Annotated in this window: 21 protein-coding genes; 9 read left to right on the top strand and 12 right to left on the bottom strand. The window is 73.4% G+C overall.

All coding sequences use genetic code 11. The features are described 5' to 3' along the window. Positions 1 to 105: 105 nt before the first annotated feature. Together ABZ479_RS09820 and trxA are read left to right on the top strand one after the other, a co-directional pair. A complete protein-coding gene (locus tag ABZ479_RS09820; protein ID WP_500461021.1) occupies positions 106 to 525 on the top strand; it encodes a MerR family transcriptional regulator in 420 nt (139 codons plus the stop codon). Further along, positions 522 to 860: a thioredoxin gene (gene trxA / locus ABZ479_RS09815; protein ID WP_500461019.1), complete on the top strand. Its 339-nt coding sequence runs from the start codon at positions 522 to 524 to the stop codon at positions 858 to 860. The genes ABZ479_RS09820 and trxA overlap by 4 nt, the downstream gene beginning before the upstream one ends. An 88-nt stretch (positions 861 to 948) precedes the next feature. Here the strand turns inward: trxA and ABZ479_RS09810 are convergent, their stop codons facing one another. The 3 genes from ABZ479_RS09810 to ABZ479_RS09800 all read right to left on the bottom strand — a co-directional run bounded on the left by ABZ479_RS09810 (position 949) and on the right by ABZ479_RS09800 (position 4791). Further along, a complete protein-coding gene (locus ABZ479_RS09810) occupies positions 949 to 2481 on the bottom strand; it encodes a sodium:solute symporter family protein (RefSeq protein WP_499599996.1) in 1533 nt (510 codons plus the stop codon). A gap of 279 nt (positions 2482 to 2760) precedes the next feature. Next, a complete protein-coding gene (locus tag ABZ479_RS09805) occupies positions 2761 to 3546 on the bottom strand; it encodes an SDR family oxidoreductase (protein WP_500461018.1) in 786 nt (261 codons plus the stop codon). Positions 3547 to 3597: 51 nt separating this feature from the next. Then, the gene (locus ABZ479_RS09800; protein WP_500461016.1) at positions 3598 to 4791 is read right to left on the bottom strand and encodes an aminotransferase-like domain-containing protein; all 1194 of its coding nucleotides are present in this window, start codon (positions 4789 to 4791) and stop codon (positions 3598 to 3600) included. A 106-nt stretch (positions 4792 to 4897) separates the two neighbouring features. Here ABZ479_RS09800 and ABZ479_RS09795 point away from each other — a divergent pair, with 106 nt between their 5' ends. Further along, on the top strand, positions 4898 to 5740 hold the full coding sequence (locus ABZ479_RS09795; RefSeq protein WP_500461014.1) for a hypothetical protein: 843 nt from the start codon (positions 4898 to 4900) through the stop codon (positions 5738 to 5740). A 94-nt stretch (positions 5741 to 5834) separates the two neighbouring features. Here ABZ479_RS09795 and ABZ479_RS09790 read toward each other — a convergent pair whose 3' ends face one another. The 3 genes from ABZ479_RS09790 to ABZ479_RS09780 all read right to left on the bottom strand — a co-directional run bounded on the left by ABZ479_RS09790 (position 5835) and on the right by ABZ479_RS09780 (position 8019). Then, complete coding sequence (locus tag ABZ479_RS09790) at positions 5835 to 6044, bottom strand: DUF397 domain-containing protein (RefSeq protein ID WP_499600004.1); 210 nt, start codon at positions 6042 to 6044, stop codon at positions 5835 to 5837. Between the two features lie 160 nt (positions 6045 to 6204). Continuing rightward, positions 6205 to 7062, bottom strand: a complete 858-nt coding sequence (locus tag ABZ479_RS09785; protein WP_500461013.1) for a helix-turn-helix domain-containing protein — start codon at positions 7060 to 7062, stop codon at positions 6205 to 6207. A gap of 246 nt (positions 7063 to 7308) precedes the next feature. Next, positions 7309 to 8019, bottom strand: coding sequence for a GOLPH3/VPS74 family protein (locus tag ABZ479_RS09780; protein ID WP_500461011.1), 711 nt, complete (start codon positions 8017 to 8019; stop codon positions 7309 to 7311). A 483-nt stretch (positions 8020 to 8502) separates the two neighbouring features. Between ABZ479_RS09780 and ABZ479_RS09775 the strand changes: the two genes are divergently transcribed. Next, positions 8503 to 10767 (top strand): D-alanyl-D-alanine carboxypeptidase, encoded by a 2265-nt coding sequence (locus ABZ479_RS09775; RefSeq protein WP_500461010.1) that lies wholly within the window; start codon positions 8503 to 8505, stop codon positions 10765 to 10767. A 58-nt stretch (positions 10768 to 10825) separates the two neighbouring features. Here ABZ479_RS09775 and ABZ479_RS09770 read toward each other — a convergent pair whose 3' ends face one another. Together ABZ479_RS09770 and ABZ479_RS09765 are read right to left on the bottom strand one after the other, a co-directional pair. Then, positions 10826 to 11014, bottom strand: a complete 189-nt coding sequence (locus ABZ479_RS09770) for a hypothetical protein (RefSeq protein ID WP_431959569.1) — start codon at positions 11012 to 11014, stop codon at positions 10826 to 10828. Between the two features lie 74 nt (positions 11015 to 11088). Then, entirely contained in the window at positions 11089 to 12279 is a 1191-nt protein-coding gene (locus ABZ479_RS09765; RefSeq protein WP_500461009.1) for a winged helix DNA-binding domain-containing protein, read from the bottom strand. Positions 12280 to 12435: 156 nt separating this feature from the next. Between ABZ479_RS09765 and ABZ479_RS09760 the strand changes: the two genes are divergently transcribed. After that, on the top strand, positions 12436 to 12855 hold the full coding sequence (locus tag ABZ479_RS09760) for an SsgA family sporulation/cell division regulator (protein ID WP_500461007.1): 420 nt from the start codon (positions 12436 to 12438) through the stop codon (positions 12853 to 12855). A gap of 33 nt (positions 12856 to 12888) precedes the next feature. On the opposite strand, the gene ABZ479_RS09755 is transcribed toward ABZ479_RS09760, so the two are convergent. The 3 genes from ABZ479_RS09755 to ABZ479_RS09745 all read right to left on the bottom strand — a co-directional run bounded on the left by ABZ479_RS09755 (position 12889) and on the right by ABZ479_RS09745 (position 16332). Next, entirely contained in the window at positions 12889 to 15186 is a 2298-nt protein-coding gene (locus tag ABZ479_RS09755) for a heavy metal translocating P-type ATPase (RefSeq protein WP_500461006.1), read from the bottom strand. After that, positions 15183 to 15392 (bottom strand): heavy-metal-associated domain-containing protein, encoded by a 210-nt coding sequence (locus ABZ479_RS09750; protein WP_018559941.1) that lies wholly within the window; start codon positions 15390 to 15392, stop codon positions 15183 to 15185. Before ABZ479_RS09750 ends, ABZ479_RS09755 begins: the two co-directional genes overlap by 4 nt. A 544-nt stretch (positions 15393 to 15936) precedes the next feature. Next, positions 15937 to 16332: a nuclear transport factor 2 family protein gene (locus tag ABZ479_RS09745; RefSeq protein WP_499600279.1), complete on the bottom strand. Its 396-nt coding sequence runs from the start codon at positions 16330 to 16332 to the stop codon at positions 15937 to 15939. Positions 16333 to 16606: 274 nt separating this feature from the next. On the opposite strand from ABZ479_RS09745, the gene ABZ479_RS09740 reads away from it, so the two are divergent. Together ABZ479_RS09740 and ABZ479_RS09735 are read left to right on the top strand one after the other, a co-directional pair. Then, a complete protein-coding gene (locus ABZ479_RS09740) occupies positions 16607 to 17965 on the top strand; it encodes a transaminase (RefSeq protein WP_500461004.1) in 1359 nt (452 codons plus the stop codon). Positions 17966 to 17969: 4 nt separating this feature from the next. Then, positions 17970 to 18410, top strand: a complete 441-nt coding sequence (locus ABZ479_RS09735; protein WP_499600018.1) for an Lrp/AsnC family transcriptional regulator — start codon at positions 17970 to 17972, stop codon at positions 18408 to 18410. 13 nt (positions 18411 to 18423) lie between these two features. Here ABZ479_RS09735 and ABZ479_RS09730 read toward each other — a convergent pair whose 3' ends face one another. Then, on the bottom strand, positions 18424 to 18645 hold the full coding sequence (locus tag ABZ479_RS09730) for a cold shock domain-containing protein (protein WP_500461002.1): 222 nt from the start codon (positions 18643 to 18645) through the stop codon (positions 18424 to 18426). A gap of 206 nt (positions 18646 to 18851) precedes the next feature. Between ABZ479_RS09730 and ABZ479_RS09725 the strand changes: the two genes are divergently transcribed. Both ABZ479_RS09725 and ABZ479_RS09720 read left to right on the top strand, forming a co-directional pair. Next, entirely contained in the window at positions 18852 to 19202 is a 351-nt protein-coding gene (locus ABZ479_RS09725) for a hypothetical protein (RefSeq protein ID WP_499600021.1), read from the top strand. Positions 19203 to 19264: 62 nt separating this feature from the next. Next, on the top strand, positions 19265 to 19849 hold the full coding sequence (locus ABZ479_RS09720) for an RNA polymerase sigma factor (RefSeq protein WP_500461000.1): 585 nt from the start codon (positions 19265 to 19267) through the stop codon (positions 19847 to 19849). Positions 19850 to 19856: the final 7 nt, after the last annotated feature.

Genomic DNA, 19856 nt, shown 5'->3' with positions numbered 1-19856 from the left:
GGTGTACGTCAGTCGGCTGTGTCGGGAGGATCACCGGGCCGCGCTGCCCCGGCCGGGAATATCCGCGCTGGCCTTGACGCCCACGTCAAGGTCTACCGTCGGGGCATGCGGATCGGAGAACTCGCGGAACGGGCCGGGACCACCACCCGCGCCCTGCGCCACTACGAATCGATCGGCCTGCTGCACGCCCGGCGCGCGGGCAACGGCTACCGGGCCTACGACGAGCAGGACCTGCGGCTGCTCCGGCAGATCCAGGCGCTGCGCGCCTTCGGCTTCGAACTGGAGGACACCCGCCCGTTCGTGGACTGCCTGCGGGCGGGCCACCCGGAGGGGGACTCCTGCGACGCCTCGCTCGAGGTCTACCGGCGCAAGCTGGCCGAGCTGGACGAGTGCATCGCCCGCCTGGGCGAGGTCCGCGAGCGGCTCGGCTCGCAGCTCGCCCACGCGGAGCTGGCCTCGGCCGGGGGCGGTTCCGCTCCGCGCTGCGAGTTCGGTTGCGAGGCGAGTGAGGGGAGTACGCGATGACGACGCACGTCGAGGGGCTGACCGAGGTGACCGACGCGACGTTCGCCGAGGAGGTGCTGCGGGCGCGGGGGCCGGTGCTGGTGGAGTTCACCGCCGGCTGGTGCCCGCCCTGCCGTCAGATCGCCCCGGTCCTGGCGGAGGTCGCCCGCGAGGAGGCGGGCCGGCTGAAGGTCGTCTGCATCGACGTGGACCACAACCCGCGGACCACGGCGGCCTACGGGGTCCTGTCGATGCCGACCCTGATGGTCTTCCGGTCGGGGGAGCCGGTGAAGTCCCTCGTGGGCGCCCGGCCCAAGCGGCGGCTGCTGCAGGAGCTCGCCGACGTCCTGCCGTGAGCGCCGTGGGCGCCGTGGGGGCCGGCCGGGCCGCCGGCGGCGCGGTGTCCCCGGGGCGGGTGACGGCCCGCCCCGGGGACACCGGGCGTCAGGCCTTCGCGGGCTCCTCGGGCAGGGTCGCCGCGGCGGCCGCGTCGTCCCCGTCCCCGTCGGAGTTGATCTGCGCCAGGACCGCGTCGCGCTCCGGGGTGTCCTCGGGCTTGACGAAGCCGATGAGCACGTACAGCACGAGGCTGACCGCCAGCGGCGTCACGATCTGGATCTGCAGCTGGACCCCGTCCAGGCCGTAGTTGGTGAGCCAGAAGGCGAACAGGCCCGCCGCCCACGAGACCAGCGCGGCCGTGGGGCCGGACTTCCGGAACGTCCGCAGCAGCCCGAGCATGAACGGGATCGCGATCGGGCCCATCAGGCCGGCCACCCACTTGATGACGACCGTGATGATGTCCTTGAAGGTCGGCGAGTTGACCTGGGTGGCCACCGCCATCGACAGGGCGAGGAAGGCCACGGTGGTGAGCCGCGCCGCGAGCAGTCCGGCCCGCGCGTTCCAGCCGCGCGCCGCCTTGGACAGCACCGGGGCGATGTCCCGGGTGAAGACGGCGGCGATGGCGTTGGCGTCGGAGGAGCACATGGCCATGGTGTGCGAGAAGAAGCCGACGACCACGAGGCCCAGCAGGCCGTGCGGCAGCAGCTGCTCGGTCAGCAGGGCGTACGAGTCGGAGGCGTCCGGCTTCTGCGCCTTCACCAGCAGCGGGGCGACCCACATCGGGAAGAAGAGGATCAGCGGCCAGACGAACCACAGCACGGACGACAGCCGCGCCGAGCGCGTGGCCTCGCGGGCGTTGCTCGTGGCCATGTAGCGCTGGGCCTGGTTCCACATGCCGCCGTTGTACTCGAAGGTCTTGATGAACAGGTACGCCAGCAGGAAGGTCAGGGTGTACGGGCCGGCCGTCGGCGCCGTGTGGTTGTCGGGCAGCTTGTCCCAGACCGTCCACAGGCCGCTGACGCCGCCGATCTCGCCGAGCACGGCGACCAGCATCGCCAGGCCCGCGAGCAGCTGGATGACGAACTGCCCGAGCTCGGTGAGCGCGTCGGCCCACAGGCCGCCGACGGTGCAGTAGACGGCGGTGACCGCACCGGTGATGAGGATGCCCTGGTTGAGGGAGACCCCGGTGAAGACCGACAGCAGGGTGGCGATCGCCGCCCACTTGGCGCCCACGTCCACGATCTTGAGCAGCACGCCGGAGACGGCGAGGGCCTGCTGGGTCGGGACGTTGTAGCGGTTCTTCAGGTACTCCAGGGGCGAGGCCACGTGCAGCCGGGAGCGCAGCCGGTTGAGCCGGGGCGCGAAGAGGTTGGCGCCGATGGCGATGCCGATGGCGATGGGGAAGGACCAGGTGACGTACGAGGTGACGCCGTAGGTGTAGGCGATGCCGGCGTAACCGGTGAACATCACCGCGCTGTAGCCGGACATGTGGTGCGAGATGCCGGACAGCCACCAGGGCATGCGACCGCCCGCGGTGAAGAAGTCGCTGACGTCGTCGACGCGTTTGTGGGACCACAGGCCGATGGCGACCATCACGCCGAAGTAGCCGACGAGTACGGCCCAGTCGAGACCATTCATGTGCTGTTGCCCCTTCCAGGGGTCCGCCTTGTGAACGGGAGCGCACTTCGCCGGTACGTCCGTCGCGGGGCGGCGCCCCAGATTGAACCGCCTGGAAAGGGGCTGGTCAAGACCATCGGCGTTCAAGGACATGAACGTCGATCAGCACGTAGAACGATTTTACTTGTTCTTGACCTTACTTCACGTTGTTGTGAACCTGCCCGGCGCCCCACGATGAGCGGGTACTTCGCCGGAACGACCGCACACAGAACGGGGCCCGACCGGCCCCGGCCGTCCCTGTCAGCGCATCAGTTCGCCCGCGTTCACCAGCAACGACTGCCCGGTGATCGCGCGCGCCCGGTCGGAGGCCAGGAAGACCACGGCCTCCGCCACGTCGCCGTCCGTGGCCAGTTCGGGCAGCGCCATCCGCTCGGCGAGCCGGTGCAGCACCTCGTCCTCGGGCACGCCCTCGGTGTGCGCGGTGAAGCCGACCCAGGCCTGGACCGGAGGGCCCCACATCCAGCCCGGGAGCACCGTGTTGACCCGGATCCGCTCCGGGCCCAGCTCACGGGCGAGCGAGTACATCGCCGAGGTCAGCGCGCCCTTGGAGGACGCGTACGCCGCCTGGCGCACCTGGGACGGGGCGGCCACGGCGGACTGGGTGCCGATGAGGACCACCGAGCCGCCGCCGCGCCGGCGCAGCCCGCCCAGGCAGGCCCGGGTCATCCGCAGCGTGCCGAGCAGGTTGACGTCGAGCACCGTCTTCCAGGTCTCGAAGTCGGCGTCCGCGAGACCGCCGAAGTGGCCGTCCATGGCGGCCACGTGGACGACCGCGTCGATCCCGCCGAACCGCTCCTCGGCGAGGGCGGCCAGCGCCTCGCACTGCGCGGCGTCCGTGATGTCGGTGGAACGCCAGGCGACGCGGCCGCCCCCGGGGTCGATCTCGCCGGCCGCCTTGGCGAGGTGCGCCTCGGTGCGGGCCCCGAGCACGGCGTTCCCGCCGTCACGGACGACGGCCTCGGCGACGCGCTGCCCGAGGCCGGCCCCCACCCCGGACACCACCACGGTCTTGTCGCGCAGCAGCACGGCCCACCACCTCCACCCGGACGGATGAACTGACGGACCGTCAGAATAGGCTCAGCCGCCGGCGATGGCCAGGGCCTTGGCGAGCCGGCGCAGCCCCTCCCCGATCTCGTCCGGGGTGTGCGTCACGAACGACAGCCGCAGCGCCGCACGGTCGGGCTCGCCCGCGTAGAAGGGCGCCCCCGGCACGTAGGCCACGTCGTGCGCCACCACCCGGGGCAGCAGCTCCGTCGCGTCGTACCCGGCGGGCATCCGCGCCCAGACGAACATGCCGCCCTCCGGCCGGTTCCAGGTGCTGCCCCCGGGCAGCGCCGCGGGCAGCCCGGCCAGCAGTGCGTCCCGCCGTTCCCGGTAGGCGGCGCGGACCCGGGCCAGGTGGGCGTCGAGGTCGGAGTCGGCGAGGTAGCGGGCGGCGGCGGCCTGGTCCACGGTCGAGGTGTGCAGGTCGGCGGCCTGCTTGGCCACCACGCACGCGCGGCGCAGCGCGGCGGGGGCACGCAGCCAGCCGAGCCGCATCCCGGGCGCCATGATCTTGGACAGGCTGCCGAGCAGGACCGTCCGGTCGGCCGCCGCCTCGTGGGAGGCGATCCGCGGCTCGGCCTCGCCGTCGTAGCGCAGTTCCCCGTACGGGTCGTCCTCCGCGATCCACAGCCCGTGCCGTTCGGCGATCCGGGCGACGGCCTCCCGGCGTCCGGCGGTCGTCGTGCGGCCCGTGGGGTTCTGGAAGGTCGGCACCAGGTAGAGCAGCTTGGCCTTCTCCCGGACGGCGGCCAGTTCCAGGGACGCCGGGTCGATGCCGTCCGCGTCGGAGGGCACGGGCACCACGCGCGCGCCGGCGAAGGCGAAGCACTGCAGCGCCGCCAGGTAGCCCGGGTCCTCCACGAGGACGACGTCCCCGGGCTCCAGCAGGGCCGTGGAGAGCAGGGTGAGGGCCTGCTGGGAGCCGCCGGTGACGAGCAGGTCGTCGGAGCCGGTGGGCAGTCCCGCGCGGGTGAGCCGGCCGGCGACCGCCCCGCGCAGCGCCGGGTCCCCCTCGGTGGTGGAGTACTGCAGCACCCGCTCGGGCGCCTCCGCCAGGACGCGGTCGTACGCGGCGCGTATCGCCCCGGCGTCGAAGAGCTCGGGGGCGGGCAGGCCGCCGGCGAAGGAGATCACCTCCGGGCGGGCGGTCAGCGCGAGGATCTCCCGTACCGGCGAGCCGCCGACGGCGGTGGCACGGGTGGCGAGTCCGGGGACGGCGGCGCGCATGGCGGGCTCCTTCGCGGTGGCGGGTGATTTCCGGGGACCGTACACAGATGTCCCGTTACCCGCCACGGTCTTCCATATCTGACGTTCCGTCAGCTAAACCGGAGGCATGACCGAAGAAGACACCCGCAGCGAGCTCTACGCAGAACTGGCCTCCGTCGGCCCCTACGGCCCGGGACTCGGCCACGCGCTCATCACCATGGTCGAGCCGCACCCGGGCCACGAGCGCGCCTACAACCGCTGGTACGAGGACGACCACTTCATCGCCGGCGCCATGGCGATGCCCTGGATGTTCGCCGGGCGCCGCTGGGTGGCCACCCGGGACCTGCGGTCACTGCGCTACCCGGAGAAGTCCGCGGTCGCCCAGCCGGTCACCGACGGCTGCTACATCACCGTGTACTGGATCACGGCCGGGCGTCACGCGGACCACATGAAGTGGACCGTCGCCATCAACCGGCGCCTCAACCGCGACGCCCGCGTCCACCACGACCGCACCCACGTCTTCACCGCCTTCCAGGACCACGCCGTCACCGTCTACCGCGACGGCCCGTCCGGCCCCCGGGACTTCCACGCGCTCGACCACCCTTACGGGGGACTGGTCGTCGAGGTGGTCGACACCGACACGCCGCAGCAGTGCGACGAACTGCTCGGCCTGCTGCGCGACCGTCAGCTGCCGCGGCGGCTGGCCGGCTCGCCCTCGGCGATGGTGACGGTCTTCCGTCCCACACCGCTGCCGCTGGAGCGGATGTCCTACGTGAAGCAGGTCGAGGGCGTCGGCACCCGGCTCACCCTGCTCTGGTTCCTGCAGCGGGACCCGCGCGAGGTGTGGGAGGAGCACTTCACGGGGTTGGACGCCGAGGTGGCCGGCACGGGGCTCGGCCGGGTCGAACTCGTCGCGCCCTTCGTGCCCACGGTGCCGGGGACCGACATGTACGTCGACGAACTGCGGTGACGGCCGCGGGGAGAGGACGTCAGGGTGGCAGTGAGCCCCCTCGGCCAGGACGGCGTGCCGGTCGAGAGGGCCCGTACGGGTACTGCGCCGGTGCTCAGTCGAGGTCGTAGGTCCCGTGGCCGATGTCCGCGACGAACGCCGTCCAGGCATCGGGGGAGAAGGCGAGCGTCGGGCCGTCGGGGTCCTTGGAGTCGCGGACGTCGACGGCGGACGACGTACGGGAGGCCACCTCCACGCAGGCGCCATTTCCCTGGGAACGGGTGGACTTGGTCCACGCATTGGTGTTACCGAGCTGAATAGCCATGATCGCTCCGAGCTTTCTTTTTGTGCAGCTCTGACGTGATCGAAGCTACTCGCCAACATCACTGCCCACAGCGGCTGTTACCTCCAACGAGTGGCATATTCCAGGAGGTCCTCCACCCCACGGGGCACAGGTGTACTCTGCGGCATTCCCTGTCGCAGAATCAGCGTGCGTACTCCTTGGCGGCGTCCGCGATGAACTGCCGGCTCTGCTCCGCGCTGAGCGCCTGCGCCCGCAGGTGCTCGTACATCACGCTGTAGCCGTGCACGTCCGTCGGCTTCTCCAGGTAGAGGTCGCTCGTGACACCCTCGATGTACACGACGCTGGAGTCGGTCGCGTCGGCGAACTCCAGGATCGCGAAGTTGCCGGACATGCCCGGGTGCGCCCCGGCGTCGTAGGGCAGGACCTGGACGGTGACGTGCGCCTGGGTGCTCATCTGGGTCAGGTACTCCAGCTGTTCGCGCATCACGTCCTTGCTGCCGACGATACGGCGCAGCGCGGACTCGTCCATCACCACCCAGAAGCGCAGCGGCGCGTCCGGGTCGGTGACCCGCTCCTGGCGGCGCAGCCGGATCTCGATGCGCTTCTCGATCTGCTCGGGCGTGGCCTCGGGGAGCGTCCCCTCGATGACGGCCGAGGCGTAGTTGCGGGTCTGCAGCAGGCCCGGCACCACCAGGGAGTCGTAGACGCGCAGGGACTCGGCCTCCGTCTCCAGGCCGATGTAGACGCTGTACGGGACGTCGCCGAAGGCGTGCCACCAGCCCTGCTGCCGGGACTCGCGCGCCATGTTCATCAGGGAGTCGACGAGGCGGCTGTCGTCGACCCCGTACACGCTGCACAGGTCGCGCACGTCGCGCTGGCTGATGCTGCGGCGCCCGTTCTCCAGCCTGCTGATCTTCGACTGGGAGACCAGCAGCCGGGCGGCGACCTCCTCCGCGGTCATTCCCTTCTGCTCGCGCAGCTTGCGCAGTTCCGAGCCGAGTCGGCGTCGCCTGACGGTGGGATTGACGTTGGCGGCCACGGGATGTGCACCTCCGGGTTCCGGACTGGTCCGTGTTCTCTGCAGATATGTACTGCTGGTCAGCAGAGTGCCACTATCGGTCATCCCGCCGCTGGGAATTGGTCATATGCTGCGCTCTTCAAAAGAGCGGACAAACGGCAGCGCGCGGGGCGGCGGCCGGCCGGTGCCGGTCGCCGCCCCGCGCGCGGCGGTTGCGGTGGGGTCGTGGTCTCACGGTGTCCGGGCCCTGCCCCCGGACACCCCGGTTCAGCGCACGCCGGCGCGGACCATGCCGTGGCCCGTCGCCCTGGCAGCCGCCGGACGCCCCTGGGCGGGGGCGCGCTTCGGCTGCGCGGCGGCGCCGTTCTGCACGTCCATCACGGCGTGCGCGACGAGGCCGCCCATGGGGTCGTACCTGATCAGGTCACGGAGCCGCGATCGGGACGACCGGCCCTCGTTGCCCGGGTACAGGTGCTTGCCGAGCCCCACGGCATGGGCGATCGCGGCGAGGGCCGCGGTCCGCGGGTCCGGTGGCACCCCGGTGCGGATCGCGCTGTCCAGCCGGGCCCTGATCTCCCGGCTGACCTCGCTGTCGGTCGCCTGATAGCGCGTGGTCGGCAGCACCCCGCACATCTGCCCCGGCACGGCGTGCACCATGCCGCACCGTTCCAGATGCGCGAGATACGTCTGGCGCAGCCCCAGGCGGGGCCCGCCGATCCAGTGGACGGCGCGCACGGGGCTGCCACGACGGCGCAGCAGTTCGAGCGCGGAGTCCAGGGTCGGATCTCCTGTCGGCCGTGGGTGCACCACGGCGATACGATCCCCGTCAGGGGCTATTCGTCCGGCCAGGCACAGCTCCACTAGCTGTGCCCCGGCAAGACCGAGGTCGAGAGACTGCGGCTGCGCCGTGGTACCCGTGGCCGGGTCCAGGGCGAGCAGCAACAGCTCCTCCGGAAGTGTTCTGCGGCTCCTGCCCATCCATGCCTCCCCGCGTGGATGAATGACAGGGTGACGCCTCTCACACCGGCCTGTCGAGAGCGCCTTGCCCGTTCGTGCGGGAACCGACTCATATGTCGTTCTCGTCTAGCACCGAGGGCGGCGGTGGCTCGCGAAGGGCCGGAGCGTCGTCCGGCGGGTCCCACGGGGGCTTCACAGCAGGGGCCTGGAAACTGGTGTAAGGGTGAGCGGGGCGCCGCGGCGGCGCACCGCGCGAAGTGTGGAGGAGGTCCGGTGGCGGGCGAGTCCCCCGGCAGGGCGGAGCAGCAGGAGTTGTCGGGGGAGGCGACCGGAGGCGGGGCGGTGGATCCGCGGCTGACGGTCTTCCGCGGGTCTGTGGGAGCGCCTCGGGGCGCATCGGAACCGGCCACCGGTGACCCGGAGTTCGCGCCGGAGCCGCCCGAAGCGGAGGGCGTTTCGGAGCCGGGGGCGAGTGCCCCGGGTACGCCGGACGCCGGAGCGGACGTGGACGGCGCGGCGCAGGACGCTACGCCGGACGCGGAAGCCGCCCCTCCGGCCGGTGACGCGGGGGACGGTGCGGAATCCCGTACCGGCGACGCAGTCACCGAGGAGGCGGGCGCGGAGGATTCCGCCACGGACGGAGACGCGGACGCGGACGCGGAGGCGGGCGAGGACGGTGACGCGGACGCGGGCGAGGAGCACGCCGACGACGCGACGCCCGCACGGGAGTCCGCGTCCGACGAGCCGGTGGGACCCGCGGAGTCCGCGGAGTCCGGCGGCGAGCCCGAGGAGTCCTCCTCCGCCGCGGAACCCGGCAGCGGCGATGAGCCGGCCGCCGCGGCGGACGCCGAAGCGGAGCCCGCGGACACCCCCGCCGGCGACGCGGGCGGGCGCGGCCCCGGCGGAGAGCCGGACGGGACCCGGGACGGAACGCCGGGCGAAGTCCCGGCGGAGACGCACGCGGAGGCCCCGGACGAAGATCCGGAGGACACCGCCGGGGAGTCCCGGGACGGGACCCCGTCGGACGGGTCCGAGGGCGAGGGCCCCCAACGCCCCTCACAGGGCCCCGGAGGCGTCAAGGGCGGACCCGGGGCGCGCGAGGCGTCCGGGGGCGGACACGACGCCCCCAGGGCCGTGGAGGGCACGCTCACGCTGCGCGCGCCCCGCACCGAAGGCGGCGGCACGCCCGTCCGCGAGCGCACCATGACCCTGCGCGCGCCCTCCGCACCCGCACCCACGTCCTCCGCTTCCGCGCCCGCGCCCTCCGTACCCGCGCCCGCGCCCGCACCCGCACCGGCGCCCGCACCCTCCGCCTCCGCGCCCGTGGCGACGCCTCCACGCGGTAGCGGAACGTTTGTCCCGCTGAGGACGGACGACCGGCCGGCCGCGATCCCGCGGGCCCCGCTGCCCGCGGAGACCACGCGGACCCCGGAGACCCCGGAGCCCGGCGGCGCTTCGCGGACGAAGCAGATGCCGCTGCCGCCCGACCCCGACGAGCCGCTGCGGCTGCTGGCGGAGCTCACCAACACCCCGCCGCCGCCGCAGACGCCGCTGCGCACGACCGTGCGGCGGGTCAAGATCTGGACCCCGCTGGTCCTGCTGCTGATCGTGGTCGTCTGCGTGGCGCAGGCGCTGCGTCCGCTGCCCGAGCCGGAGCTGGTGGCGACCGCCGAGACCTCGTACACCTTCGAGGGCGACGAGCTGTCGCTCCCGTGGCCCAGCGAGGGCCAGGCCGTCGTCGAGGCCGAGGGCCTCGGCCGCATGGGCGAGTTCGGCGAGCAGGAGCCGACGCCGATCGCGAGCGTCGCCAAGGTGATGACGACCTACGTCATCCTGCGCGACCACCCGATCAGGAAGGGCGGCAAGGGCAAGACCGTCGAGGTCGACCAGAAGGCCCAGGACCAGTACCACAGCGGCGTGCAGGAGTCGGAGTCCGTCGTCCCCGTGACCGCCGGGCAGAAACTCACCGAGTACGAGGCGCTGGAAGCGGTCATGCTGCCCTCGGCCAACAACATCGCCCGTCTGCTCGCCCGTTGGGACGCGGGTTCGGAGGCGGCGTTCGTGAAGAAGATGAACGCCACCGCCAAGGAACTCGGCATGGACGACACGACGTACACCGACCCGAGCGGCCTGCAGGCGACCACCGTCAGCACCGCGAGCGACCAGGTCAAACTGGGGCACGCGGCGATGAAGGACCCGGTCTTCGCGGAGATCGCCGGCAAGATCCAGTACACGGACATCAACGGCAACATCCAGAAGAACTACAACCAGTTGTCCGGCTACAACGACATCGTCGGCATCAAGACCGGCACCAGCACCAAGGCCGGCGGCAACCTGCTCTTCGCCGCCTACCGCAAGATCGGCGGCACCCGGCAGCTGATCGTCGGCGCGATGCTCGACCAGCAGAAGGCCCCGATCATCGACACGGTCCTCGGCCGCAGCCACACCCTGATCGACGGCACGCGCGACGCGCTCGCCTCGGCCACGATCATCAAGAAGGGCGACGTCGTCGGCTACGTGGACGACGGCCTCGGCGGCCACACGCCGGTGGTGGCCGGGGAGGACGTCACCGCGATCGGCTGGGCGGGCCTGGAGGTCGACATCGCGGTGGAGGCCGGCAAGGCGGGCCTCCCGCACCAGGCGAACGCCGGCGACCAGGTCGGTGAACTCGTCGTCGGCAACGGCGACAGCACGATCCGGGTCCCGGTGCTGCTGGAGTCGGCCCTCGTCCAGCCCTCCTTCGGCTCGAAGCTGACCCGGGTCTCCTGACCCGGGTCGGCCCCGCCCGCGGCGCGCGGGCGATCGGGCGTACGGGCCGGCCGGACCGCTACACGTGGTCCAGCCGGCCCGCCTTCGCCTCCTCGACCAGCGAGCGGAACTGCTCGGCGCTCATCCGCACCCGCTGCCCGAAGTCGTCGGTCAGCACGACCCGCTGGTCGGCCGGCGCCGCCTCGTCCACGTACAGCGTGGGACAGCCGCAGTCGCAGTTGCCGCAGAACACCGCCACCTGTTCCATCGGTCCACCTCCGCACGGTCCGCACCCGGCCGGTCACCAGGCGTCATGGGCGGCATACCCGTGGTGACGGCGTTTCAGGCCGGTGCGGCCGCCGGCGCGGACAACTCCCGCTCCAGCGGCGTCCGGAAGCGGGGCGTGACGCGGACGCCGTCCAGCCACCCCCGCAGCCGGGCGGCCTCGGCCGCGATCGCGGCGACCGCCTCGCCGCCGGGGTCGCCGAAGAGGCGGTGGACGACCTCGCCGTCGGCGCGCTGCGCCCAGCCGCCGACCACCCGGCCGTTCCACCACACGGTGGGGCCGATGTTGCCCGACCGGTCGAAGAGGGCCGCCCGCTCCTGCGCGTCCGGCGGCAGGTACCAGTCGCGGCGCTGCCAGCCCATCGGCGTCGGGTCCAGTGCGGGCAGCAGCGCCGCCCATGGCGGCGTCTCCGGGACCGGGCCGGCGTCCTCGGGCAGCACATGGCCGGTCTCCCCGTCGAGCAGCACCTGTTCGGTGCCGAGGGCCGCCAGGGCCTTGCGGACCTCGGTCAGCGTCCAGCCCGTCCACCACTTCAGGTCGGCCTCCGTGCCCGGCCCGTACGCGGCCAGCCAGCGGCGTACCAGTGCGGTGCGCGCCTCCGCGGCCGGGGGCGACTCGGCCTCCGTGCCCGGGGCCCAGCGGTACTGACTGCTCGTCCAGCCGCCCAGCGGCCTTCTGCGGACGATGCGGCCCTCCGCCGCCAGCACCCGCAGGACGCGTGTCGACACCGCCTGGGTCGCCTCGTACGGCTTGCCGCGGGCCACCACGACCTGCTCGCGCAGCCCGGGCACGTCGGAGGCGAGTTGCGCGGCCGTCGCCTCGCCGCGTCCGGCCAGCGCGGCGAGCACGGAGCGCTCCAGTTCCGCCAGCCACGCCTCGTCCCAGCCGCCGCCGTCGGCCAGGAACCCGAGCAGCTTGCGCCGTTCCCGCGCGGCGATCGGCCGGGCCGCGGCCGAGAGCACCACCGGTGCCGAGGCGGTGGCGACCACGAACATCGTCCGGCGCATCGCGAGCAGCCGCGTCAGGCTCCCGTCCTTGTACAGCGCCCGGTCCAGGGCCGCGGCGCCGGGCTCGCGCATCCTGGCCGCGGCCGACAGGTAGACCGTCGCCGGGTCCGTGCCGTGCAGCGCCACCAGCGACTCGGCCACCTCCTCGGGGCCCGCCGCCCGCCGCTGCGCCGTCAGCCGGTGCCGCACCGCCATGCGCCGGCGCCGCTCCTCCGCCCCCACCGCCCGTCCCGCGTCCATGGCTCATCGTGGCACGCACCACCGCAACGCCCCCGGCGGGCTGTGACGTACATCACACTATCGGGGCGCCAAGTCGCGTAAGGACGGCGGCCGTCCGCGCTCTCCAGATGCGCCGGAACGCATCCGGAGCGCACCGCCCGCCTGCCGAGGAAGGCCATGCTGACCGACATCGACCACATCGTCAGGGCCCGTCTGCGCGGACCGCGCTCGGGGCCCGCGGGCCGCGAGACCACCGCGACCCTGCGCTACCGCCGCGACGACCCGCTCGCCGCCCGGATCACCTTCCCCGCGGAGGTCTCCCTCGACGGCGCCGAGGTGACCTGGGTGTTCGCCCGGGGGCTGATCACCACCGGCCTGTACGAGCCCGCCGGGGAGGGCGACGTCCACATCCGGCCGAGCGGGCCGGAGCACACCGCGATCGAGTTCCGCACCGAGGAGGGCACCGCACTCGTCGAGGTGCGCACCTCCGCCCTGCGCAGTTTCCTCGCCCGGGTCTACGAGGCCGTGCCGCCCGGGCAGGAGCTGCGCCACGTCGACATGGACGCCGTCGTCGCCGCCCTCCTGGAAGGGGAGTGACCGCCCCCACGGCCATGGGGGCGGCCGTGGGGGTCAGCGCGCGAGCGGCCGGAAACCGCGCAGCCGGAGGGAGTTGCCGACCACGAAGACCGAGGAGAAGGCCATCGCGGCACCCGCGATCATCGGGTTGAGCAGCCCGGCGGCGGCCAGCGGCAGGGCCGCCACGTTGTAGCCGAAGGCCCAGAACAGGTTGCCCTTGATGGTGCCGAGGGTGCGCCGGGACAGCCGGATGGCGTCGGCGGCGACCCTCAGGTCCCCCCGGACCAGCGTCAGGTCGCTCGCCTCGATGGCGGCGTCCGTGCCGGTGCCCATGGCGAGCCCGAGGTCGGCGCGGGCCAGCGCGGCGGCGTCGTTGATGCCGTCGCCGACCATGGCGACGGACCTGCCCTCCCGCTGGAGCCGCGCCACCACGGCGACCTTGTCCTCCGGCATGACGTCCGCGATCACGTCGGCGGGGTCGATGCCGACCTCGGCGGCGACGGCCCGGGCCACCGCCTGGTGGTCCCCGGTGAGCAGCACCGGGGTGAGGCCCAGCCCGCGCAGCATCCGGACGGCGTCGGCGCTGGTCGGCTTCACGGCGTCGGCGACGACGAGCACGGCCCGGGCCCGGCCGTCCCAGGCCGCCGTGACCACTGTGCTGCCGCGCGCCTCGGCCTCCGCCTTGGCGCGGGCGAGTTCCGCCGGCAGGGGTTCGGGCAGTTCCTGGCGCCCGACGGTGACCTCGTGGCCGTCGACGGTGCCCCGGACGCCGAGTCCGGGCAGCGCGCGGAAGCCCGTGACGCCGGGCAGGTCGCCGGTGCGCTCCTCCGCCGCCCGGGCGACGGCGCGGGCGATGGGGTGCTCGGAGGCGTGCTCCAGGGCGCCGGCCAGGCGCAGCACCTCGTCCTCCTTCTCGCCCTCGGCCGCGTGGACGGCGGTCAGCGTCATGGCGCCGGTGGTGACCGTCCCGGTCTTGTCCAGCACGATCGTGTCGACCCGCCGGGTGGTCTCCAGCACCTCGGGCCCCTTGATGAGGATGCCGAGCTGCGCGCCCCTTCCGGTGCCGACCATCAGCGCCGTGGGGGTGGCCAGGCCGAGCGCGCACGGGCAGGCGATGATCAGCACGGCGACGGCCGCGGTGAAGGCGGCGGCCGGGCCCGAGCCGTTGCCGAGCCAGAAGCCGAGGGTCGCCAGCGCGAGTCCGATCACGACGGGGACGAACACCGCCGAGATCCGGTCGGCGAGGCGCTGCGCCGCCGCCTTGCCGTTCTGGGCGTCCTCCACCAGACGGGCCATGCGGGCCAGTTGGGTGTCGGCGCCGACCCGGGTGGCCTCCACGACCAGCCGTCCGCCGGCGTTCACCGTGGCCCCGGTGACGGCCTCGCCCGGCCCCACCTCGACGGGGACGGACTCGCCGGTGAGCATCGAGGCGTCGACCGCCGAGGTGCCCTCCCGTACGACGCCGTCGGTGGCGACCTTCTCGCCCGGCCGCACCACGAACAGGTCGCCGACGGCCAGTTCGCCCGTGGGGACGCGTACCTCACGCCCGCCGCGCAGCACGCCGACGTCCCTGGCGCCCAGCTCCATCAAGGCGCGCAGCGCGGCGCCCGCCCGGCGCTTGGAGCGGGTCTCGAACCAGCGCCCGGCCAGGATGAAGGCGGTGACGCCGGAGGCGACCTCCAGGTACAGGTCGGCGGAGCCGTGGCCTGGGGCGACGGTCAGCTCGAACGGGTGCTTCAGCCCGGGCACGCCCGCGTCGCCGAGGAACAGGGCCCACACGGACCAGCCGAAGGCGGCCAGCGTGCCCATGGAGATGAGCGTGTCCATGGTGGTGGCGCCGTGCCGCAGGTTGGTCCACGCCGCGCGGTGGAAGGGCCACGCCGCGTACGCCACGACCGGCGCGGCCAAGGTCAGCGACAGCCACTGCCAGTTGCGGAACTGCAGGGCCGGGACCATGGCCATCGCGATGACGGGCACGGCGAGCACGACGGCGGTCAGCAGCCGTTGCCGCAGCGCCGTGAGCTCGCGCGGCTCGGACTCCGCGGCCTCCTCCCCGTCGCCGGGTGCGGCGGTGAGCGGCGGGACGGGGAGCGCGGCGCTGTAACCGGTGGCCTCGACGGTGGCGATCAGGTCGCCGACGCCGATCCCGCCGCCGAACGCCACCTTCGCCTTCTCGGTGGCGTAGTTGACGGTGGCCGTGACGCCGTCCATCCGGTTGAGCTTCTTCTCGATCCTGGCCGCGCACGAGGCGCAGGTCATCCCGCCGATCGCGAGTTCGAGCTCGGTGACGCCCGCCGGGGCGGCCTGCGCTGCGATCCGCGGGGTGACCTGCTGCTGATCCGGGAGGGTCATGCCGGGCCGACCAGTTCGTAGCCCGCCTCGTCGACGGCGGCGCGGACCGCCGCCTCCTCCAGGGGCGCGTCGGAGTCGATGGTGAGCAGGCCGGTCTTGGCGTCCACCGTGATGCCGGTCACACCGGGGAGGGCCGCGACCTCCTTGCTGACCGCGGACTCGCAGTGACCGCAGCTCATCCCGGAGACGCTGTAGCTGACAGACATGGGTTCTCCTCGTGCGTTCTGTGCGTGTTCCGGTGTACGGCGTCGGGAACCGTGCCGTCCACCCACCACCAAACTATACCCCCTAGGGGTATTGCGAAAGGGGAGGGTGAGGGAGCGGGGGGCGATGTGGCGCGGGGTTCCGCACGCCCCCGGCCGCACGCCGCGCCCCCGGCCCCGGCAACTCGGCACCCCGCGCCGCGCCTTGGCCGGCCGGCTGTGCCCGGCGCGGGGAGGGCTTTGGTCCGCGTACCCGGGCCGGTGTCGTGCGCGTCGCGTCGACGCGGGGCCTTGCGGCCTCCGCCGGGAGCGGGGTCCCCTCGGGGGGCTACGGCTGATCACCGCCTCCGGGCATCGTCACCACCGCCGTCGTCGGCGGCGGGCCGCGTCCACTGCCCGTCGCGTGTGCCGCTTGCGCCTGAGGACGCCCCGCCGGCCGGCGCGCCGTACGCGATCACGGCCGGAACCGGCGTGAGGCGCGAGGACGGCGCGGGCCGCGGCCCGGCGCGTCAGAAGGCAGGGGCGTGCCGCGGAGGCGCCCCGCCCCTCAGGCCCAGAAGCGGTTGGTGGCCTCGAGGTCGCAGACGCACTCGTCCAGGTCCGTGACCCGGTCGCCGACGATGCGGAACACGATGCCGCCCGGCTGGTCGAGGTATCCGCTCCCGCGCTCGGCCGTGACGTGGTGGAGGGACATCGCGTGCCCGCGGCCGTCGACGAGCACCTGCCGCAACTGGACGCGCATGCTGCCGTCGGTCTCCTCGGCGAGCCTGCGGTAGTAGCCGATGACCTCGTCCCGGCCCTTGTAGTGCCCGGCGAGCGGATGGTCGCCGGGGGAGTGGTGGGCCGCGTCCCCGGCCAGCAGGCCGGCCAGCGCGTCCATGTCGCCCCTGGTCAACGCCGCGTAGACCTTCTCGACCAGCATGGCGTGCGGGTGTCCCGCCATGGCCATCGCCGCCTTTCCCTGCCGTCCGTCCCCGGTGTCCGCCCGCCTCCGGGCGCTTCGACCCACCGCGGCGGCGCGCCACTCGGCCCGCCCGGGACCGACACAAGCCACCCTGGCACCGGTCCCCGGCAGGCGCACCCGCTGCGGCCCCGGAGCCGCAGGCCGTCCATCGGAAGGGGATTCGATCGTGCGCGCGATCGAATCGCGTGTCGAGGGATGGTTAGGCAGCGGAATCACGCGTATGGTCGGAGCCCCCCATGGCCGAGGAGGCCCGATGTCCGTCGACCGCACCCACCTGAAGGAACTGCTCGCGCGGGAGACCGCCGAGGCCGCCGCGAGCAACCCGAGGTCGCGCGCCGCCTACGAGGCGGCCGACCACCTCTTCGGCCGGGTGCCCATGACCTGGATGAACAAGAACGCCGGCACCTTCCCCCGCTACCTCGCCGGCGCGCGCGGCGCGCGCGTGACCGACATCGACGGCCACGAGTACGTGGACTTCTGCCTCGGCGACACCGGAGCCATGGCCGGCCACTCCCCCGAGCCCGTGGCAGCGGCGATCGAGCGGCGCTACCGCGAACTCGGCGGCGCCACCGCGATGCTCCCCACCGAGGACGCCGAGTGGGTCGGCGCCGAACTGGCCCGCCGCTTCGGGCTCCCCCGTTGGTCGTACTCGCTGACCGCGACCGACGCCAACCGGTGGGCGATCCGCCTCGCCCGTGCCGTCACCGGACGGCAGAAGATCCTCTTCAACAGCCACTGCTACCACGGCAGCGTCGACGAGTCGCTGATCGTCACCGGCCCCGGCGGACGCGGCGGGGTGAGCCGCCCCGGCAACGTGGGGGCGCCCTGCGACGTGACGCTGACCAGCCGCGTCGCGGAGTTCAACGACCTGGAGGGCCTGGAGCGGGAACTCGCCCACGGGGACGTGGCAGCCGTCCTGATGGAGCCCGCCCTCACCAACATCGGGATCGTCCTCCCGGAGCCCGGTTACCTGGAGGGCGTCCGCGAGCTCACCCGGCGGCGCGGCGTGCTGTTGATCAACGACGAGACCCACACCTTCTCCGCGGGGCCCGGCGGCGCCACCGCCGCATGGTCCCTGGAGCCCGACGTCCTCACCATCGGCAAGGCCATCGCGGGCGGCGTGCCGGCCGGCGCCTACGGCCTGTCCGCCGACCTCGCCGACCGCCTGCTGTCCCGCGGCGACCTGGACCTGGTCGACATGGGCGGCGTCGGCGGCACCCTGGCCGGCAACGCGCTGTCCGTCGCCGCCATGCGCGCCACCCTCGAACACGTCCTCACCGACGACGCGTTCACCGCCATGTCCGCCCTCGCCGCCCGCTTCGAGCGGGGCGTCGCCGACGCCGTCGCCGCCCACGGGGTGCCCTGGTCCGTCAGCCGCCTCGGCGCCCGCACCGAGTACCGCTTTGCCGCGCCCGCGCCGCGCGACGGGAGCGAGTCGGCGGCCGTCTCCGACCCCGAGTTGGAGGACTTCCTGCACCTGTGGCTGGCCAACCGCGGCGTCCTCATGACGCCGTTCCACAACATGGCCCTGATGTGCCCGGCCACCACGGAGGCCGACGTCGACACCCACACCGCCCTCTTCGCCGCGGCCCTGGCCGAACTGGCAGGCTGAGCCCGTGGACGACATCGACCGCGCCATCCTCCGCGAGCTCCAGAGCGACGGCCGCATCCCGTACGCGGACCTCGGCCCCAAGGTCGGGCTCTCCCCGTCCGCCGCCCGGCAGCGCCTGCAGCGGCTGATCGACGGCAAGGTCGTGCAGGTGGTGGGCGTCACCGACCCCATGGCCATGGGCGGTCAGTCGATGGCGCTGCTCGGGGTCCGCGTGGACGGCGACCCGCGGGCGGTCGCGGACGCGCTGGCGGCCCGGGACGAGGTCGTCTACGCGGTCCTCACGGCCGGGCCCTACGCCCTCTTCGCCGAGGTCGTCTGCCCGGGTCCGGCCGACCTGCTGGACTTCGTCAACGACGTCGTCAGGACCGCGGAGGGCGTCGCGGGCGTGGACACCTTCCCGTACTTCGGCATCCACACCCACCGCTTCCTGTGGGACGTGGGCTGAGCGGCGGGCCCGGTCAGCCCTTCGGCACGACGCGCAGGGCGCGGTACTCGTACCCGTCCTGCGCGAAGCCCGGCGCCTCCCACTCCAGGGCCACCGACTGGCCGGTGGACAGGGTGCGGAAGCCGTTCATCTCGATGTCGCTGTAGTGGGCGAAGCAGCCTCCGGGCGTCTCCGGGCAGTCCAGCACGCCCCAGCCCTCTTCCTCGTACCACTCGCGTACGGTCGCATGCGCCATGACCGCAGCCTAAGCGGGTCCGCGCCGCGCGGCCCCGCCGCCTCCGCCGCCCGGTGTAACGCTTTCGCGGCCCGCTGCGCCCCACTCAGTAGCCACACGCGTCACACGCGGACGGGGACGACGAGCGAAGGGGCACGATGAAGCAGGGCGTGAGCAGTCCACCGGCGACGGTTCTGGGTCCTCGTCTCGCCGCGGATGTCGTGTCCATGGCCAGGGAGGGTTCCCGGGTCAGGCTCGACTACTCCCTGGCCAGCCTCGGCCTGGTCGACCGTGTCATCGAGGCCATCCGCGGCGAGCAGCCGCCCCTGGAAGCCGTCGCGCCCACGCTCCGCGGCTTCGGCGCCTACACGGGAGAGGTGCTGGTCCGCACCGCCGGAGCGGCCTGGGTGGACTTCGACGACGAGCAGAGCGGTACATTCGGGCAGCCGTTCGGCATCCGGACGCCCGACGGGCGGGTGTGGAACCCGCTGGGCAGGGCGGTCAAGCGGTACGAGAACGGGCCGGTGGACAGCCTGCGCCTCTTCTGCCTGTCGGTGGTGGGCCGAGCCGAGGTGTGACGCCAGCCGCGCCGCGGCGCGGCGACCGGCGGCACGGGGCCATCGAGCACGAAGAGGACGCAGTGGGGAAGGCGCAGGTCCGCCGGCGCGACCGGCTGGGCGAGGAGGAACTGGGCGACGCGGTCCAGCGGGCCCGCGCCGGTGACGAGATCGCGTTCGGGGTCCTGTACCGGGAGGTCCACCCGATGCTCCTGGGCTACCTGCACGGCCTGGTCGGCGACGACGCCGAGGACGTGGCCTCCGAGACCTGGCACGACGTCGTACGGGACCTGCCCGGCTTCCGCGGCGGCGGTCAGGCCTTCCGGGGCTGGGCCGCCACCATCGCCCGGCACCGCGCCTTGGACCACCTGCGCCGCATCAAGGCCCGGCCGCGCACCGCGCCCCTTGAGGAGCGCACCGCCGAACCCACGGCACCCGAGGACGCCGGGGGCGCCGCCCTGGAGAACCTGTCCACGCGGCGCGCGCTCGACCTGATAGCGGCCCTGCCGCAGGACCAGGCCGAGGCCGTGCTGCTGCGGGTGGTGGTCGGGCTCAACGCCCCCGCCGCGGCCAAGGTCCTCGGCAAGCGCCCGGGCGCGGTGCGGACCGCCGCCCACCGGGGGCTGAAACGCCTCGCGGAGCGCCTCGACGGCGCCATGGAGAAGTGACGGACTG

It is taken from the genome of Streptomyces sp. NPDC005722 (genome assembly GCF_040630935.1).
Taxonomy (GTDB): Bacteria; Actinomycetota; Actinomycetes; order Streptomycetales; family Streptomycetaceae; genus Actinacidiphila.
This window is presented reverse-complemented; position numbering and strand designations above follow the sequence as displayed.